This window comes from Chloracidobacterium sp. D (assembly GCF_018304685.1).
GTDB classification, from domain to species: Bacteria; Acidobacteriota; Blastocatellia; order Chloracidobacteriales; family Chloracidobacteriaceae; genus Chloracidobacterium; species Chloracidobacterium thermophilum.
Genome location: NZ_CP072634.1, coordinates 814,218 through 828,539, shown reverse-complemented (window position 1 = coordinate 828,539; position 14,322 = coordinate 814,218). Strand labels below are relative to the sequence as shown.

The 14,322-nt window shown below is 61.7% G+C and carries 14 protein-coding genes; 4 read left to right on the top strand and 10 right to left on the bottom strand.

Features of this window, described 5'->3' with window-relative positions:
• Nucleotides 1-187 precede the first annotated feature (187 nt).
• Complete coding sequence (locus tag J8C01_RS03540) at nucleotides 188-1,498, top strand: DUF58 domain-containing protein (RefSeq protein ID WP_211432404.1); 1,311 nt, start codon at nucleotides 188-190, stop codon at nucleotides 1,496-1,498.
• Between the two features lie 15 nt (nucleotides 1,499-1,513).
• Here the strand turns inward: J8C01_RS03540 and J8C01_RS03535 are convergent, their stop codons facing one another.
• The 10 genes from J8C01_RS03535 to rseP form a co-directional block, all read right to left on the bottom strand.
• On the bottom strand, nucleotides 1,514-2,251 hold the full coding sequence (locus tag J8C01_RS03535; RefSeq protein WP_211432403.1) for a LolA family protein: 738 nt from the start codon (nucleotides 2,249-2,251) through the stop codon (nucleotides 1,514-1,516).
• Between the two features lie 76 nt (nucleotides 2,252-2,327).
• Nucleotides 2,328-2,687 (bottom strand): hypothetical protein, encoded by a 360-nt coding sequence (locus J8C01_RS03530; RefSeq protein WP_211432402.1) that lies wholly within the window; start codon nucleotides 2,685-2,687, stop codon nucleotides 2,328-2,330.
• Entirely contained in the window at nucleotides 2,684-3,343 is a 660-nt protein-coding gene (locus J8C01_RS03525; protein WP_211432401.1) for an ABC transporter ATP-binding protein, read from the bottom strand. Before J8C01_RS03525 ends, J8C01_RS03530 begins: the two co-directional genes overlap by 4 nt.
• A gap of 76 nt (nucleotides 3,344-3,419) precedes the next feature.
• Nucleotides 3,420-4,379 (bottom strand): hypothetical protein, encoded by a 960-nt coding sequence (locus tag J8C01_RS03520; RefSeq protein WP_014099215.1) that lies wholly within the window; start codon nucleotides 4,377-4,379, stop codon nucleotides 3,420-3,422.
• 27 nt (nucleotides 4,380-4,406) lie between these two features.
• Entirely contained in the window at nucleotides 4,407-4,898 is a 492-nt protein-coding gene (locus tag J8C01_RS03515; RefSeq protein ID WP_014099214.1) for a Jag family protein, read from the bottom strand.
• Between the two features lie 69 nt (nucleotides 4,899-4,967).
• A complete protein-coding gene (yidC, locus tag J8C01_RS03510) occupies nucleotides 4,968-6,842 on the bottom strand; it encodes a membrane protein insertase YidC (protein ID WP_014099213.1) in 1,875 nt (624 codons plus the stop codon).
• Complete coding sequence (gene yidD / locus J8C01_RS03505; protein WP_228374066.1) at nucleotides 6,842-7,111, bottom strand: membrane protein insertion efficiency factor YidD; 270 nt, start codon at nucleotides 7,109-7,111, stop codon at nucleotides 6,842-6,844. Before yidD ends, yidC begins: the two co-directional genes overlap by 1 nt.
• A gap of 64 nt (nucleotides 7,112-7,175) precedes the next feature.
• On the bottom strand, nucleotides 7,176-7,595 hold the full coding sequence (rnpA, locus tag J8C01_RS03500) for a ribonuclease P protein component (RefSeq protein WP_014099212.1): 420 nt from the start codon (nucleotides 7,593-7,595) through the stop codon (nucleotides 7,176-7,178).
• 19 nt (nucleotides 7,596-7,614) lie between these two features.
• On the bottom strand, nucleotides 7,615-7,764 hold the full coding sequence (gene rpmH / locus J8C01_RS03495; RefSeq protein WP_014099211.1) for a 50S ribosomal protein L34: 150 nt from the start codon (nucleotides 7,762-7,764) through the stop codon (nucleotides 7,615-7,617).
• A gap of 167 nt (nucleotides 7,765-7,931) precedes the next feature.
• Entirely contained in the window at nucleotides 7,932-9,410 is a 1,479-nt protein-coding gene (gene rseP, locus J8C01_RS03490) for an RIP metalloprotease RseP (RefSeq protein ID WP_014099210.1), read from the bottom strand.
• Nucleotides 9,411-9,749: 339 nt separating this feature from the next.
• Between rseP and J8C01_RS03485 the strand changes: the two genes are divergently transcribed.
• The 3 genes from J8C01_RS03485 (at nucleotide 9,750) to J8C01_RS03475 (ending at nucleotide 14,290) form a co-directional block, all read left to right on the top strand.
• Nucleotides 9,750-10,223, top strand: a complete 474-nt coding sequence (locus tag J8C01_RS03485; protein ID WP_211432400.1) for a peroxiredoxin family protein — start codon at nucleotides 9,750-9,752, stop codon at nucleotides 10,221-10,223.
• Nucleotides 10,224-10,381: 158 nt separating this feature from the next.
• Entirely contained in the window at nucleotides 10,382-12,001 is a 1,620-nt protein-coding gene (locus J8C01_RS03480) for an ABC1 kinase family protein (protein ID WP_211432399.1), read from the top strand.
• Nucleotides 12,002-12,214: 213 nt separating this feature from the next.
• Complete coding sequence (locus J8C01_RS03475; protein WP_211432398.1) at nucleotides 12,215-14,290, top strand: thioredoxin domain-containing protein; 2,076 nt, start codon at nucleotides 12,215-12,217, stop codon at nucleotides 14,288-14,290.
• The last annotated feature ends 32 nt before the right edge of the window (nucleotides 14,291-14,322 follow it).

Sequence of the window (14,322 nt, the reverse complement as noted above, 5' to 3'; positions counted from 1 at the left end):
GGAGCCTCCGCCGGAGAGCTTCGTACGCTATGGATGACCGGGCCACGCCAGCTTTTTCACACCTGTCCTCAAAGTCACCACCGGCCGAGGTAACGACTGACTGACCACCTGGCGGTTGTGTCTGTACCGGCGGGATACTATGGTTTTGCGCGTGGAAAAAACACCTACTCCGGTGTTGCACAGCACCATGAACATCGTCTTCACGGCCCGGTTTCTCATGGCCTTTGCCGGGGGATTGGGTCTCTTTTCACTGGGTTGGAGCAACCCGTCTTTCCTGTGGGCCGGGATGGCGTTCGACGTCGTCCTGCTCGCTGCGGCCCTGCTCGACGCAGCCCGGACCCCTCTTCGAGGCAGCTTCACCCTGCGCCGCCGGTGTGCGGAACGCTTTGCCATTGGCAGTGGCAATGGCGTCACCATTGAAGTCCAGAACCACCGCCCGGTTCCACTGACGCTGTGGGTCAAGGATGAGCCTCCTCCCCAGATGCAGACGCCGAGACGGGAGGGACAGTTTACAGTTCCCCCACGCGGAACGGCGACGCTGCACTATGAACTGCTCGCACCGGCACGCGGGTGCTTCGAATTTGGCAACATCGCGGTGCGGCTGCGCAGTCCGTGGGGCCTTGTCTGGCGGCAGACATCCGTTCCGGCTGTGGAATCGGTCAAAGTGTACCCCGACTTTCGCGCCGCACAGCGGCAGGTCATCGAAGCCTATCGCCTGGGTCGCCAGGGCGAGCGCCGGCAGCGGTTGCGTGGGCAGGGACGGGAATTTGAGTCGTTGCGCGAGTTTGTCACCGGCGACGAACTGCGCCATGTGGCGTGGGCGGCTTCGGCCCGGCGGGGCAAGCTGGTCACGCGGCAGTATCAGATTGAGCGCAGCCAGAGCATCCTGCTGATGCTGGACTGCGGCCGCCTGATGACCGCCCGCCTCGGCGATCTGACCAAACTCGATTATGCCGTCAATGCAGCGCTGGCGCTGGCTTACGTCGCCGTGGCCGGCGGCGACCAGGTCGGGCTGCTGACCTTCACCCGCCGGGTGGAAGATTTCCTGCCGCCGCGGCCTGGCGCCAGCCAACTGGGGGTCATTCTGGAGCACCTGCACGACGTACAGCCGCAGATGATTGAACCGTCCTATGCGCGGGCCTTTGCCTATCTGGGGCGTCACTGCCGGAAGCGGTCGCTGGTTGTCCTGCTGACCGATGTTGTGGATGCCGATGCGTCGGCCGACCTGCTGGCGCATACGGCGGCGCTCATTCCGCGCCACCTGCCGCTCATTGTCACCATCGGCGACCGCGACCTGCGCGCCTTCGTCAAACCGCCACCGGCGTCCCTCGATGAGGTCTATGCCCAGTCGGTGGCCGAAGAACTCCTCACCCAACGCGAACAGGCTCTGAATCGCATTGTCGAACTCGGCGGACTGGCGCTGGACGTACCGACCGGACAACTCTCGGTCGCCCTGGTCAACCGCTACCTTGAGGTCAAAATGCGTGGACGGCTCTGACCACCAAGCGTCCCCCTAGCCCCGGATGACTTTGTATTTGCTGTAGTCCACCTTGAAGCTGGATTCCGGGATGGACTGCAAGCGGATGTTGCTCAGCAGGATCGTGGTGTAGTCGCTCCGGGTATGCAGCACCTGTTTGACAGGCAGCCAGTGCTGGTGCGACACCCAGACTTCGAGGCGCGTGTACTGGCTTATGCCCTTTGGACGCAGGAGCAGCTTCGTCGTGGGCTGCCCATCAAGGTTTTCGTCGCCTTCAAGTGATACCTCGAAGTTGTTGGAAAGCTGCTGTGCATCGGTCAGGACGGTCAGCAGGCTGGTCGAGGCCGTTTTCTTGGCAATCTCGTTGGTCGTGCTGACGAAAGCCTGATTGAGCGCCGGTTCAATCAGAATGGCCTCATTGCCGTTGACGACGACCGTCTTCGACTGCGGCTCGGTGTAATCAATCCGCAGCCGCCGGACATTGCCTTTCGTGCTGAAGCGCAGCGTGCCCACCTGCTGTGGCTCGCGGACGCCAAGTTGTGAGTTGACCCGCTGGTGCACCACCGTGGCGCGCAAGCCACTGAGTCGCTGACTCGCCGCCTGTAAATTCCTGATGACCGTCTGAAGGTCCACACCACCGGGCCGCGCGCTGCCCGGAAGCCCTGCACACATGAGACCCATCAGGGACAGCAGCCCGCTCACGATCCATTGTCGCCGTCGCTCTCTCATAATGATGCCCTGCTCCACCTTGGCTGAAGGATGACAAACGCCCATGCTATCGCATATCCGTCGCCGGACTCACGCCTAAACCGGGAGATGTTGCCGAAATTGATGCGGCTGTGTCCGGTGCTCACTCAAACCAGACGTGATACCCGGCAATCTGGCGCCCGGACACATCGTTGACATACTCGAAGTGTTGTACCCGTACGGGACGCCCGTAGCGGGCCGTGCCCACCTGTTCGAGCGCGAACTGCAAGGTCGTCGTGGGCGGGAACTGACCGAGTTCCGCCATGCTGATGAACTCCGGGTTTCCAATGTTGCCCAGCCGGGCGGCCGCCTGGCGGCGCGTCACGGGACGCTCATCAAACCAGCTCGATGGAATCAGGAAAATGAAGGCCAGAATGAGGCAGCACAGCACGTCGTACTGCCACGAGCCGCGCTCATAGTTCCACAGGACCGCCGCTTTGATGCCGCGAAAGAGCCGGTTCATCGGGGGTTATTGGGCTGGTCGGCGATGATTTTCCCATCCCGCATCGAAATGATGCGCGTGCCGATGGCCGCCGCTTCCGGGTTGTGGGTAATCATGATGACCGTCTGGTGCAGTTCCTGGTTGAGCTGCCGCAGCATGTCAAGCACGATGCGGGAGTTTTCGCTGTCGAGGTTGCCGGTCGGCTCATCCGCCAACAGCAACTTGGGACGATTGATGAGGGCCCGCGCCACGGCCACCCGCTGCTGTTCGCCCCCGGACAGCTCCAGCGGTTTGTGGTGCAGGCGCTGTTCGAGGTTGAGCAGCCGGAGCAACTCGCGGCGATGAGTCGGGTCCTGCCCGTTGACCCCGCGAATCTGCTCGGCCAGGCGCAGGTTGCCCTCGGCGGAAAGGGTCGGAAACAGGTTGAAACGCTGAAACACGATGCCAATCTTCTGCCGGCGGATGGCCGTTCGTTCCTGATCGCTGACGGCCGCCAGGTCCTGTCCGTCCAGGATGACCGAACCACTCGTCGGCTTGAGCAGCCCGCCCAGAATGTGCAGCAGGGTGGACTTTCCCGAACCCGATTGCCCAATGATGGACACAAATTCCCCGGGCCGGACGGTAAAACTCACATTGTCCAAGGCCCGCACGGCAATCCGTCCCACTTTATAGACCATGGTCACTGACTGCACCGCAACGAGAACCGGAGCGGCCGCCGTGTCAGTCGGAGCAGGAGTTATACCGGGCAGGGGGCTAGGGCTGGGCATCGAGGTCCACGACTTTCAGGTTGCGGTCATTGGTCAGGGTGAAAACGTCCTCCGGCAGAGACGGCGGGTTGATTTCCGGCGACTGAAACATCACCCGCAGGGCATAGCCTTCCGCCGGGCGCAAAATCCGTACCCACTCCGGGAGCAGCTTGGGCGTTCCGCCATTCGTAGTATATCCGCCAAAATCCGAAATGGTGCTGAGGTCTCCGTTTTCTTCAAAGACTTCGAGCCGTGTCAGGGGCGTCCCCGGTTGCGTCCGGTCAAACCAATAGGCAAAGCGCGGATGCCACTGCCCCGACAGATCGCGCTGGGCAACATAAAGGAGATAGTACGTGCGTGTCACCCACTCCGGTCGCGCATCCGTCATCAGGCTTTCATCCCGGCGCGTCTCAAACACCGACCAACTGATGTCCGGGGAGGCCGGCGGGATGGGTGGCGGCAGCAAGGGCACAGAGAGGTGCTGCGGTCGCAGGCTGGCAAACGCGCTCACATCCGGCGCCGGCTTCTGCTCCGCAGCCGGTAGCTTGTAGGTCTTGGCATTGGACCCGCGAATGAAAGCCTGCCGGTCGGCAGGATAAAACACGGCTACGGTAAACTGCTGCCCATCCGAGGCCATATCCGCCAGCGAGCCAAGCAACGACGCCTGCACCTGTAAGCGAATGAACTGTGGACGCCGCAGCACCAGCGCCCCGCTGGCCGAAGGATAGGCTTTGCCGACGCCGCGTGTCGAATCCCGATAGTCCACAAACTGCAACTGGACGGCTGTCCGCACCGCCTGTACCTGTTGAAGACAGGCAATGCGCCCCACCAGCTCTTCAGCAGCAACCGGCGGATGGAGCGGCAGCAGCCGTGGCAGGGACACACGCGAAGTCAGACAGCCGCCGTTTAGCAGCACGCCCAACCACAGCAGGATGAGAAATTTCCAATGCACGGCACCCGTTTTCACGAAAGGTTGTCCTCGGGTCAGCCGTGGTTATACCGGATGGACAACCACTTTGCGGTCGTCTCCATGACCGATGCTTTCTGTTCGCACTCCGGGTTCTGTCGCCAGCGTCAGGTGAATAATCCGGCGCTCGGCGGCATTCAAGGCACTGAAGGTGAAAGGCTGACGATACTTTTTGACCTGCGCAGCCGCCGTCCGTGCCATCAGCGCCAGTTCCCGCTCACGGTTGGCGCGGTAGCCGTTGGCATCAAGACGCACCGCCCACCGCCCCGGCGCGTGATGATTCACAACGCGCTCCAGCAGGTGCTCCAGCGCCTGGAGAACTTCCCCCCCACGGGCCAGCAACAGGCCGGCATCTTCACCGACAAAATTCACCTGCCAGACCCCGCCCTGCTCGCTGATCGTGAACGTCATTCGCCAGGCGCTGTAGCGGATGACCTTGGCCAGAAAATCGTGCAGGAGCGGCGTCAGGCTGTCGTCATCCCGAACGGGAGTCAGTTCAGACAAAAGTGCATCGGACATGGGCAGGACATCTATCCAACCTTACGCCCCCCAGTGACACCGCCGGTAAGGTGCAGCCATCAGAGGGGGCTAGGCTGGACGGGGGTTGAATTTCTTCTTTTTATCCTTTCCATCAGCAGCGGACGTATCGGCCGCACTCCCTGGGGACGTGCCGGCAACAGGCAGCGGCGGCAGCATGCGGTTGATGATGAGCTGTTGCGTAATGCCGATGATATTCCCGGCCATCCAGTACACCACCAACCCGCTGGGCGCACTCCAGAAAAACAGCGCCGCAAACAGAATCGGCATCACCCAGACAATGATCTTGCGCTGCATCGCCAGCGCCGGGTCTTCAGGCCCCGGCGGCTGCGGCATCAGGTAACTCTGCCCAATCTGGGTCACACACAGCACCACCGGCAGCACATGCCACGGGTCAGGCATAGACAAATCCGTGAGCCAGCCGATGAACGGTGCCTGGCGCAGGTCAATCGAAAGCTGAAGATAGACGTAAATGGCGACAAAAATCGGCAACTGCAACAGAATCGGCAGGCAGCCCATGATAGGCAGGCTTTCCTTCATAAGCTGAATCTGCTCGCGCTGTAACTCCAGCATGCGCGGGTCATCCATTTTGACTTTCTGCGCCTGCAACTGCTTGAGCCGTTCGGCCAACTCCCTGTGACGCGGGGCATGGACGGCCGCCTTGCGAAAGGATACGGCCGTTTTCCAGCGCAGCGGAAACAGCAGCATGTTGACGACAAAGGTCAGCAGCACAATAGCCCAGCCATAGTTCTGGGTTTGCGCATAGAAAAACCGGAGCAGCCAGTCGAGCGCCGGAATGAGTGGCCGTACGAAAAAGGCCAGCCAGCCGTAGTCGTTGAGTTCGCGTAAGTCCACATCGAGGTTGCGCTCCGTTTTGAGCAGCCGGCTCACCGAAGCCAAGTACGTCCGATCCTTCGGGCCAATGTAAATGATGTTGGCCGCCGCATTGACCGTCGGCACATCCAGAAAGACGTATTCCCGCTTGACATCGCGCCCCTGAAAGCGCGTCACGGCATCCCGTCGGCTGAGCTGTACCGTGCCGGGCTGCGGCGGAATGGCCGTGAAGGCAAAGTAGTGATCGGTCAGTGCGCACCAAGCCGTACCGGGCTTGGCCAGGTAGGCGGGTTTGGCCGCGCCAGGCGGAGTTACATCCACTGAAGTAAAGGGCGTGAAGGTGGCATTTCCGCCGATGACCGTCACGGCGTGGGGTGGCGTGTGCGTGTAGCCGTCATACTCGGCAAACACCTGGTCGCCAAAATTCGGCCCCAGACGAAACATGACCGGCACCGGTGCGCCATCCTTTTTCACATCGGCCAGAAAGTCGAAGTCATAACGTCCGCCCCGAATGACGTACTGCTTGACGATCTGATAGCCCTGGGCCGTGCTGAGGCCGAAGGTCAGAGTGGCCGTCTCGCCTTCACCCACGGACAGTTCTTCAGCAACAGCGCCTTCGACCTGGTAGCGACTCTGGTTCAGGAATGCCGTCAACTCGTCCTGCCCGGCAGCAATCAGCTCAAAGGCGGCACCGAGTTCGGTCGTCGGCGCACCGGGGTCGCCCCGGCGGGAAGTCGTGGTCAGCACTTCCAGTTCCGATTTGCCATCGCTTGCGCGGAGCGCACGCCCGTTGGGCAACGCCTTGAGCACGAACCGGGTCAGGACCCCACCCCGGTTGGAAAAGGTGGCGCGCCACAGGGGCGTCTCAACGGTGATGTCCCGGGCCGGGGCATCGGCGGGGGTCAGGTCGGAAGGTGCGGCCGGGGAGGCTTGGCTGGTGGTCACCGGCACTTCGGACGCCGCCGGACGCCCGGCCGCCGGAGGAGCCGCCGCGTCGCCGGGAGGCGGAAGTGGCGGCGCAAAAAAATACTGCCAGACCAACATCACCGCCAATGACAGCGCAAAGGCGAGTGCAACGCGAGACTTTTCCATCAGCCTGAACTACCTTTCGTGCGCGGCGACACCTGCGCGATGGCCCGCGTGGTCAACTCAGGGACCGGATCGTACCCACCACGACAGAAAGGCTGACACCGCGCCAGCCGACAAACGCCCAACCAGCCCCCATGCCACAGACCGTACCGCGTAATGGCTTCGGCGGTGTAGTGCGAGCAGGTGGGCTGAAACCGACACACCGGGGGCATGAGAGGAGCTATCAAAAGCTGATACAGACGAATCAGCGCCAAGACCGCTTGCTTCAACATAGGCGTTTCAACCTGCTGCCGGCGACAGTCACCCACTTCCCGAAGCCTGGCCGGCGCCACGGGGTCAGTCACTCACCTCACCCGTCGGCTCTGCCGGGCTACCGGCTGCCAGTTTGGAGAGCTTTTCCATCAAGCGGGTAAACTCCTGTTCGATGAGCGCATAGCTTGCCGTCGTCAGTTGAAACTTGACATTCACCACAATATCCCAGCCCACCGGCAACGTCGCCTGCTGGCGGCGGAACACTTCCCGCAGCCGGCGCCGGCACCGATTGCGCACTACGGCCGACTTCGACACCTTCCGACTGGCCGTGATGCCCAAGCGCGTTCGGCCGAGCCGGTTGGGAGCCACGAAAATGGTGAACAGTGATGAGTGCAACTGCCTGCCCTGGCGATACACCCGCTGAAACTCGCGGGGTGTCCGTAAGCGCGCCTGTTTTGTAAACCGACAGGAAACGGGGGCGACAGGCCGTTCAACATCGGTCACATCCGGGGCCGCCGCTGCGTCAGAAACCGTAGTGCTTCACCGTCAAACGCTTGCGCCCTTTTGCCCGACGCCGCTTGAGGACGTTGCGCCCACCCTTGGTTTTCATGCGTTCCCGAAAGCCATGCGTCTTGGCCCGTTTCCGGTTATTCGGCTGATATGTGCGCTTCATCCCAATCACTTCCTTTCTCTGAAAATACGGCCGTCAGCGGTTGCCACCCCGAACCACAATGAAAGTCAGCAAGCGTAACGGCCTTGACTGCCAGGCGTCAAGCTGCGGACTTGAAGGCTGGTTGACATTCCTCCTCGCCAAGCCTGGCTGGCAGATGCCCCCCGGACTCAGCGTGGAGGAGCCTTCTCCGGGGATGGCTTTTCAACCGCCGGTGGAGGCGGTGGCGGCGGCTCGGCAGCGCCGGGCTTCCACCAGAAACGGGTGACATCGTTGAACATCACAAACACCATCAGCAGCATCAGCACGGCAAAACCGGCCTGATTGAAACGCTGCTTGAGGTCATCGGTGAGCCGCCAGCCAACCCAGCCCGCCATGACATCGAGCACCAGCAGGAAAATGTGCCCCCCATCCAGGACGGGAATGGGTAGCAGATTGAAAATCCCCAGGTTGAGGCTGAGCAGTCCCATGATGAAGAAGAGTCCTTCCAGTCCGCCGAACTTCACGGCATCGCCGGAAGCCTTGGCAATCCCGATGGGACCCGAAAGCGTGTCGGAGACTTTCCGTTCCCCACGGAAAATCTGCCGGAAAGCTTCACCGGTCAGCACAATGAAGCGGATATTTTCGTTGACGGCATGCTGGGCTGCCCCCAGAAGGGACTTCCGCTCGCGTGTCAGTGGCAGCGGCGGCGGCGGGACAGGTACGAATCCGATGCGGATTTCCCCGTCAATGCGCTTGGGTGTCAGCGTGAGGGTGAGGGTTTCGCCTTTGCGTTCGACCGTCAGCACCACCTGGCGGTTTTCATACGCCTGGAGCGACTGCTTGAACCAGTCAAAGTTCGGAATGGGGCGTCCGTCGAGTGCCAGCAGCTTGTCCTGCGGTTGCAACCCGGCCTGCGCCGCCGGCGAGCCGGGCTGCACGGCGGCCACGACCGGCAGTGCTGCCGGGATGTCCTGTGGCAGGAGTCCAGCGTCACCAACGATGTTCCCGGCCTGCTGCCGGGCTTTCGGGATAATGGTCAACTCCAGCCGTTGTCCGTTACGCTCAATAGTCACCGGAACGGGCTTGCCGTCATTGATGGCCGTGTAATCGCGCACCTTGCTCCAGGTCGGAGACTCGATACCGGCAAACCTGACGATGCGATCACCGGGCTGGATGCCGGCTTCTTCTGCCGAAGAGCCAATCGGCACGGCGCCAACCACTGCCGGCTGGCTGAGATAGGCCGGTGCCTTGAAGAAAAACAGCCCGATGACAAAGGGAATGGCCAGTGCCAGGAGGATGTTCATGGCCGGCCCGGCCACCAGAACCAAAAACTGATGCCATTTCGGGCGCATCAGGTAGGCGTCAGGATGCTGTTGCCGGGCGGCTTCTTCCTCCGGGTCCATGCCGGTAATCTTGACGTAACCACCGAGCGGCAGCAGCGAAAGCCGGTAGTCGGTTTCTTTCCACCGAAAGCCGAACAGGCGCTTTCCAAAACCGACGGAAAAAATCTCGACCTTCATGCCAAGCCACTTGGCGGCAGCAAAGTGACCAAACTCGTGAATGACGACCGTCGTCCCCAGTACGACCAGAAATGCCGCCAGCATGACGAGCGTCTCACTCGCCAGCAGACTGGCGCCCCACCAAAGCGCCGCGAGCACCGTGACCATAAAATGTTTGTGAACCTCCCTATCGCTTACCGGGCCGTTTGGAATGTAACATAGTTATTCGGTACGTACCCAAACGCCTCCTGCTGTCGAGGTCTTCAACGCCGGCCGAGTGCCTGACGCAACCTTCCCGGATGGGCCTTCATCGGTGGTATTCGGGTGTATCCTTATCGAAGCCGCAGAAAGATCATGTTGCCTACCAAATCCTTCCCTGCCGGCCGGTCGTGGGTCTTGACGCTGCTCCTGTGGGCCGGTCCCGTGGTTCAGCCGGTTCCGGCTCATAACCTCGCCGGCCACTCTGGCACGGACCCGGGGGCCCTTCCGCAGGAAAAGAATCCGACGGTGGTGCAGAAGGTTCAGAAACAGGGCGATCCGGTTGAGTTTCTCCTGCCGACTCCCGATGGTTCGCCCCTCGACGCGGAACAGTTGCGGGGCAAGGCTGTTCTTCTGTGCTTCACTGCCCATGGGTCGCCCCTGATGCGACTGCTCCTGCGCCAGATGAACACCATTGCCGACAACCATCCCCAGGTGACGCTCTGCCTCGTCCTTACCAACAGCACCCAGCCTCGCGACCGGGATTTCATCAGCGACGCCGACCTGAAAACCTGGCGCGACCAGTTGCACCTGACCTACCCTGTCGCGCGGGACCCACGCGGTACTCTGCTGTTCCAGCGCCTCAATCTCTCCGTGATTCCCAGCTTTGTCCTGCTCCGCAAAGATGGCACGGTGGCCGTCAAGCGTGAGGGACTTGACCTCACCACAAACCTGGCAGAGCAGATGCGGGCGGATTTGCTGCGTGTCGTTCAACCTGACTGACCTATGCAGCAGCGCCCGGCTCCCGGTCTGGCGTGGAGAAAACTTGACGCATCTGCCTTCGCTCGCCACAGTCAAGCCGCATAGGTTGCACGGATGCACGGGGCTGCCGTCCCTGCTGCCCAGATGAACCGGCTTGCTCTGATGGATGCCGACGACTGATGTCCCAGCCAACCGACACCTCGCCTGAACGGGAATCGCTCTGGAGCACTGTCCGCTTTTTCTGGGCGGCCCTGCGCCAGCTCGACTGGCGTGCCCGGCGGCGGTTGCTGCGCATCCTGCGGTTGGGTCTGTGGCTCCTGCTGCCCTACGTTATCCGCTCCCTCACCGCAACCGGAGAAACGCCTGCTGTCTGGTGGAAACGTGGACTCCGGCGTCTGCTGCACCGTTCCACGCCCGCCCAGGCCACGGAAGCTGCCTTTCACGCCGGTCAGGCCGAACGCCTGTGCGCGGCCTTCATCGCGTTGGGGCCGACCTTTATCAAGATCGGCCAGATGCTTTCCACGCGCACCGACCTGCTCCCGTTGACCTACGCCCAGGCGCTGACCGTTCTTCAGGACGAAGTACCGCCTTTTCCAACCGAGATCGCCTGGCAGCGGATTACGGAAGAGCTTGGACAGCCGCCCCAGGCCCTGTTTCGGCGCATCGAGCCGCGTCCACTGGCGGCCGCCAGCCTGGGGCAGGTACACCGCGCCCAACTGCCGGATGGCACGGAGGTTGTGGTCAAGATTCAGCGCCCCAACCTGGCGGACATCGTCCGGCTCGATTTCCAGATTCTGCGCGTTGTGGCTGCCTACCTGGAACGCCGACCAACCTGGCTGGCCGGCGTCAAAGGCGCCGACTGGAGCGGCATCGTTGCCGAGTTTGAGACCATGCTCGGCGAAGAAATGGACTACGAGCGCGAAATGGAAAACGCCGCCCAGTTCCGGCGCAACTTTGCCAACTGGCAGCAGGAAGTCTATCTCCCCCGCATCTACCCGGAGTTGTCGAGCCGCCACGTCATCACGATGGAATACATTGCCGGTGTCAAACCGACCGACGCCGAACGGCTGCGGGCGGCCGGCTTTGACCCGATGCAGAAGATGACCCTGCTCGTGCGCACGTATCTCAAGCAGTTGCTCGAAGATGGCTTCTTTCACGCTGATCCGCATCCGGGCAACCTGCGCATCATGGCCGACGGGCGGCTGGCATTCTTCGACTTTGGCATGGTCGGACGCATCACGGATGAGATGCGGATGGGCCTGCTCGACGCCTTCTTTCACATCACTGACCGCGATTTGATGGGCCTGGTCGGCGATGCCATTGCACTGGGCTTTCTGCAACCCGGCTACGACCCGGTTGCCTTCCAGGAAGCAACCCGGGGCATTCTGGCGCAGTACAAAGGCAAAAAACTGTCCCAACTGACCTTTTCCGAACTCAATGCGACCGTTTCGAGTACGCTCTACGCCTATCCCTTCCGCATTCCCGGCAACTTCACCTTCGTGGTACGGGCGTTGATGACGCTCGAAGGCATGGGACAGAGTCTCGACCCCAACTTTCGCCTTTTCGAGGTCGCACGCCCTCACGCCAAGGAATTTCTGCTCAAGCGCGCCACGGCCCACGTCCGCGACCAGGTGCTCGGCAAGCTGCTGCGCGGCGAGGAAGTCCGCATCGGATGGGAAAAAATCTGGAACGTTGCCCGTCTGGCCTACCGGACGTATTTCAAACCGCCGCCACCGGCCCTGCCTTCAGGTCCCCCCCTGGCTTCCGGGGGCGAAACCTCTCCGCCGTCCCCGGCCTGATCTCCCGGCCTCAGTGCCACGGCCGGTCGGCACCGCCTTCGCCGGTCAGTTGGTCTTCTGGATGGACGAACTCCGGCCGGCTGCCCGTCGGTCAGCGTCTGCCGGCGCGGCTTCCCAAGCGTCCGTTCTGGTACAGCCATTGAACGCCCGACAGAAGAAAGCTTAGCTTGGTGTATTGGCCACGATTATCAGCAAAGGAATCATCCCGTCATCATGTCGGCACAACCCAGTCCGCAGTTTGTCAATCGGCTCATCAGCGAAACGAGTCCGTATCTTTTGCAGCATGCCCACAACCCGGTGGATTGGTATCCGTGGGGGCCGGAAGCCCTGGCCCGGGCCAAAGCTGAAGACAAGCCCATCCTGTTGAGCATCGGCTATTCGGCCTGCCACTGGTGCCACGTCATGGAGCACGAGTGCTTTGAAAATCCGTCCATTGCGGCCCTGATGAACGAGCTGTTCATCAATATCAAAGTGGACCGCGAAGAACGCCCCGACCTGGATACGGTCTATATGAACGCCGTCCAGCTCATGACCGGGCGGGGTGGCTGGCCGCTGACGGTATTTCTGACGCCGGACGGCGAACCGTTCTACGGCGGAACCTACTTCCCGCCCGAAGACCGCGGGCGGATGCCGGGCTTTCCGCGTATTCTCCGCTCAGTGGCTGACGCCTACCGCCAGCGCCGCCAGGACGTGCGGCAGAGCATCGCTGAAATCACAGCCGAACTCCGACGGATGCACGAACCGCTGGACGGCGCACGGACACTGTCACCGGAAATTCTCACAGACGCTTACCGCCGCCTGTCCACGCGCTTTGACCACGTTCACGGCGGCTTCGGTGGCGCGCCCAAGTTTCCCAACTCGATGCTGCTCTCCTTCCTGCTCCGTTACTGGCGACTGACGGGCGAACTCCACGCGCTCGAAATGGTCGAACTCTCCCTCGACAAGATGGCCAGCGGCGGGATGTATGACCACCTGGGCGGCGGCTTTCATCGCTACTCGACGGACGACCAGTGGCTTGTCCCGCACTTTGAGAAAATGCTGTACGACAACGCCCTGCTGGCACGGACGTACCTCGAAGCCTGGCAGGCAACCGGAAAACCACGCTACCGCCAGATCGTCGAAGAAACACTCGACTACGTGGTGCGTGAAATGACCGCGCCAACGGGCGGCTTTTACGCCACTCAGGATGCCGACAGCGAAGGTGAAGAAGGCAGGTTTTTCGTCTGGACGCCGGAGGAAATCAATGCCCTGCTCGATGAAGCCGATGCTGACCTGGTGCGCCGTTATTTTGATGTCACCGAGGAAGGGAATTTCGAGGGGACAGGCAAAACCGTACTCAGCACGCCCCTGCCACCTGAAACCGTTGCCCGCCTCAAAGAAGTGACGCCGGAACACCTGGAAACCGTCCTGGCGCGTGCCAAACGCATCCTGTTTGAAGCCCGTGAACAGCGGGTCAAACCGGCGCGCGATGAAAAATGTCTGGCCGCGTGGAATGGACTGATGCTCTACAGCTTTGCGCGGGCGGCAGCCGTCCTGGAACGGGATGACTACCGTGCCGTGGCGGAACGCAATGCGATGTTCGTTCTGGGCACGATGTATGTGGACGGCATCCTGTACCGGTCACACAAGGACGGACAAAACAAGTTTCCGGGCTACCAGGAAGACTACGCCTGCTATGCCGAGGGGCTTCTGGCGCTGTATGAAGCCACCGGAAACGTCAAATACTTCTGTGCGGCGCGCGAACTGACTGAGGCCATGCTGGCGCAATTCGACGATCCGCAGGGCGGGGGCTTTTTCTTTACCGGCGACCGGCACGAACAGCTCATCACGCGCGTCAAGGATGTCTTCGACAATGCTACGCCGTCGGGCAATTCGGTGGCGGTGGATGTTCTGCTGCGCCTGGCGCTGTTGACCGGCGAGCAACGCTACCGCGAGCGGGCCGAACACATCCTGCAAACACTGTCCAGTTCCATGGCCAAGATGCCCTCTGGATTCGGGCAACTGCTGGGGGCGCTCGACTTCTATCTGGCCAGTGTCCGGGAAATCGTCATCGTCGGGCCGCCGGACGCAGCGGAGACGCGCGAGCTTCGCCGGGTTGTCGAGGAAGCCTTCCGTCCGCACCGCGTTGTGGCTCTGGTCAACCCGGAGGAGAGCGATCATGCGCGGTATGTTCCGCTGGTGGCGCAGCGGACGATGCACAACGGCCAACCCACGGCTTACGTCTGCCAGAACTTTACCTGCCAGGCCCCGGTTACAACGCCCGATGCCCTGCGCGCGCAGTTGGCCTGACGAAACAACATCGCCATTGACCAACCTTGTGG

Excerpts from the sequence above, each read along its gene's own strand:
- J8C01_RS03535 (WP_211432403.1), bottom strand. The coding sequence starts at position 2,251 with ATGGGCGTTTGTCATCCTTCAGCCAAGGTGGAGCAGGGCATCATTATG.
- J8C01_RS03475 (WP_211432398.1), top strand. The coding sequence starts at position 12,215 with ATGTCGGCACAACCCAGTCCGCAGTTTGTCAATCGGCTCATCAGCGAA.
- J8C01_RS03540 (WP_211432404.1), top strand. The coding sequence starts at position 188 with ATGAACATCGTCTTCACGGCCCGGTTTCTCATGGCCTTTGCCGGGGGA.
- rpmH (WP_014099211.1), bottom strand. The coding sequence starts at position 7,764 with ATGAAGCGCACATATCAGCCGAATAACCGGAAACGGGCCAAGACGCAT.
- yidC (WP_014099213.1), bottom strand. The coding sequence starts at position 6,842 with ATGGAAAAGTCTCGCGTTGCACTCGCCTTTGCGCTGTCATTGGCGGTG.
- J8C01_RS03525 (WP_211432401.1), bottom strand. The coding sequence starts at position 3,343 with ATGGTCTATAAAGTGGGACGGATTGCCGTGCGGGCCTTGGACAATGTG.
- J8C01_RS03515 (WP_014099214.1), bottom strand. The coding sequence starts at position 4,898 with ATGTCCGATGCACTTTTGTCTGAACTGACTCCCGTTCGGGATGACGAC.
- yidD (WP_228374066.1), bottom strand. The coding sequence starts at position 7,111 with ATGTTGAAGCAAGCGGTCTTGGCGCTGATTCGTCTGTATCAGCTTTTG.
- J8C01_RS03530 (WP_211432402.1), bottom strand. The coding sequence starts at position 2,687 with ATGAACCGGCTCTTTCGCGGCATCAAAGCGGCGGTCCTGTGGAACTAT.
- rseP (WP_014099210.1), bottom strand. The coding sequence starts at position 9,410 with ATGGTCACGGTGCTCGCGGCGCTTTGGTGGGGCGCCAGTCTGCTGGCG.
- J8C01_RS03480 (WP_211432399.1), top strand. The coding sequence starts at position 10,382 with ATGTCCCAGCCAACCGACACCTCGCCTGAACGGGAATCGCTCTGGAGC.